The organism is Denitrificimonas caeni (assembly GCF_905120345.1).
GTDB lineage: Bacteria > Pseudomonadota > Gammaproteobacteria > Pseudomonadales > Pseudomonadaceae > Denitrificimonas > Denitrificimonas caeni_A.
In genome coordinates, this window is the sequence record NZ_CAJHOA010000016.1 from 1 (window position 1) to 3130 (window position 3130).

Here is a 3130-nt window from a genome sequence, read left to right on the forward strand (position 1 = left end):
TTTGAATATTGATTTCTGGTCTTTACCAGAACTGTTCTTTAAAAATTTAGGTTTGTGATAGAAGTAAAAATAGACTAGGTAGTTACTTTCACTGGTAATTATTTAGGCTAAGGTAAAAATTTGTGAGTTTTTTAATTGCGAATTTTCGGCGTAATATCGATCTTTACGTTATAGACAATAACCAGATTGCTTGGGGTTATATGGTCAAGTGAAGAAGCGCATACGGTGGATGCCTTGGCAGTCAGAGGCGATGAAAGACGTTGTAGCCTGCGATAAGCTTTGGGGAGTCGGCAAACAGACTTTGATCCAGAGATCTCTGAATGGGGAAACCCACCCGATGTAAGTCGGGTATCTTATGCTGAATACATAGGCATAAGAGGCGAACGCGGGGAACTGAAACATCTAAGTACCCGTAGGAAAAGAAATCAACCGAGATTCCCTTAGTAGTGGCGAGCGAACGGGGACTAGCCCTTAAGTGGCTTAGAGATTAGTGGAAGGCTCTGGAAAGTGCCGCCGTAGTGGGTGATAGCCCTGTACACGAAAATCTCTTAGTCATGAAATCGAGTAGGACGGAGCACGAGAAACTTTGTCTGAATATGGGGGGACCATCCTCCAAGGCTAAATACTACTGACTGACCGATAGTGAACTAGTACCGTGAGGGAAAGGCGAAAAGAACCCCGGAGAGGGGAGTGAAATAGATCCTGAAACCGTATGCGTACAAGCAGTGGGAGCCTACTTTGTTAGGTGACTGCGTACCTTTTGTATAATGGGTCAGCGACTTATTTTCAGTGGCAAGCTTAACCGAATAGGGGAGGCGTAGCGAAAGCGAGTCTTAATAGGGCGACAGTCGCTGGGAATAGACCCGAAACCGGGCGATCTATCCATGGGCAGGTTGAAGGTTGGGTAACACTAACTGGAGGACCGAACCGACTACCGTTGAAAAGTTAGCGGATGACCTGTGGATCGGAGTGAAAGGCTAATCAAGCCCGGAGATAGCTGGTTCTCCTCGAAAGCTATTTAGGTAGCGCCTCGTGTATAACTGTTGGGGGTAGAGCACTGTTTTGGCTAGGGGGTCATCCCGACTTACCAACCCAATGCAAACTCCGAATACCAACAAGTTCAAGCACGGGAGACACACAGCGGGTGCTAACGTCCGTTGTGGAAAGGGAAACAACCCAGACCGTCAGCTAAGGTCCCAAAGTTATGGTTAAGTGGGAAACGATGTGGGAAGGCTTAGACAGCTAGGAGGTTGGCTTAGAAGCAGCCACCCTTTAAAGAAAGCGTAATAGCTCACTAGTCGAGTCGGCCTGCGCGGAAGATGTAACGGGGCTCAAACCATACACCGAAGCTACGGACATATTCTTTGAATATGTGGTAGAGGAGCGTTCTGTAAGCCGTTGAAGGTGAGTTGAGAAGCTTGCTGGAGGTATCAGAAGTGCGAATGCTGACATGAGTAACGATAATGAGTGTGAAAAACACTCACGCCGAAAAACCAAGGTTTCCTGCGCAACGTTAATCGACGCAGGGTGAGTCGGTCCCTAAGGCGAGACTGAAAAGTGTAGTCGATGGAAAACAGGTTAATATTCCTGTACTTCTAATTATTGCGATGGAGAGACGGAGAAGGCTAGGCCATCAGGGCGTTGGTTGTCCCTGTTTAAGGTGGTAGGCAGAGATCTTAGGTAAATCCGGGATCTTGTTAATGCCGAGAGCTGATGACGAGCGTTCTTTAGAATGCGAAGTGGTTGATGCCATGCTTCCAAGAAAATCTTCTAAGCTTCAGATAATTAGGAACCGTACCCCAAACCGACACAGGTGGTTGGGTAGAGAATACCAAGGCGCTTGAGAGAACTCGGGTGAAGGAACTAGGCAAAATGGCACCGTAACTTCGGGAGAAGGTGCGCTGGTGAGGGTGAAATATTTACTATGTAAGCCTTTGCTAGTCGAAGATACCAGGCCGCTGCGACTGTTTATTAAAAACACAGGACTCTGCAAACACGAAAGTGGACGTATAGGGTCTGACGCCTGCCCGGTGCTGGAAGGTTAATTGATGGGGTTAGCGTAAGCGAAGCTCTTGATCGAAGCCCCAGTAAACGGCGGCCGTAACTATAACGGTCCTAAGGTAGCGAAATTCCTTGTCGGGTAAGTTCCGACCTGCACGAATGGCGTAACGATGGCGGCGCTGTCTCCACCCGAGACTCAGTGAAATTGAAATCGCTGTGAAGATGCAGTGTATCCGCGGCAAGACGGAAAGACCCCGTGAACCTTTACTATAGCTTTGCACTGGACTTTGAAGTTGTTTGTGTAGGATAGGTGGGAGGCTTTGAAGCATGAACGCTAGTTTGTGTGGAGCCAACCTTGAAATACCACCCTGGCAACTTTGAGGTTCTAACTCTGGTCCGTTATCCGGATCGAGGACAGTGTATGGTGGGTAGTTTGACTGGGGCGGTCTCCTCCTAAAGAGTAACGGAGGAGTACGAAGGTGCGCTCAGACCGGTCGGAAATCGGTCGTAGAGTATAAAGGCAAAAGCGCGCTTAACTGCGAGACCCACAAGTCGAGCAGGTACGAAAGTAGGTCTTAGTGATCCGGTGGTTCTGTATGGAAGGGCCATCGCTCAACGGATAAAAGGTACTCCGGGGATAACAGGCTGATACCGCCCAAGAGTTCATATCGACGGCGGTGTTTGGCACCTCGATGTCGGCTCATCACATCCTGGGGCTGAAGCCGGTCCCAAGGGTACGGCTGTTCGCCGTTTAAAGTGGTACGCGAGCTGGGTTTAGAACGTCGTGAGACAGTTCGGTCCCTATCTGTCGTGGACGTTTGAGATTTGAGAGGGGCTGCTCCTAGTACGAGAGGACCGGAGTGGACGAACCTCTGGTGTTCCGGTTGTCACGCCAGTGGCATTGCCGGGTAGCTATGTTCGGAAGAGATAACCGCTGAAAGCATCTAAGCGGGAAACTTGCCTCAAGATGAGATCTCACTGGAGCTTTAAGCTCCCTAAAGGGCCGTCGAAGACTACGACGTTGATAGGTTGGGTGTGTAAGTGCTGTGAGGCATTGAGCTAACCAATACTAATTGCCCGTGAGGCTTGACCATATAACACCCAAACAATTTGGGAAGACGAATTGTGA

1 rRNA gene is annotated in these 3130 nt (G+C 49.1%); it reads left to right on the plus strand.

The features are described 5' to 3' along the window. Positions 1 to 202 precede the first annotated feature (202 nt). Positions 203 to 3095: ribosomal RNA gene (locus tag JYJ62_RS15755) — 23S ribosomal RNA — on the plus strand. Positions 3096 to 3130 lie beyond the last annotated feature (35 nt).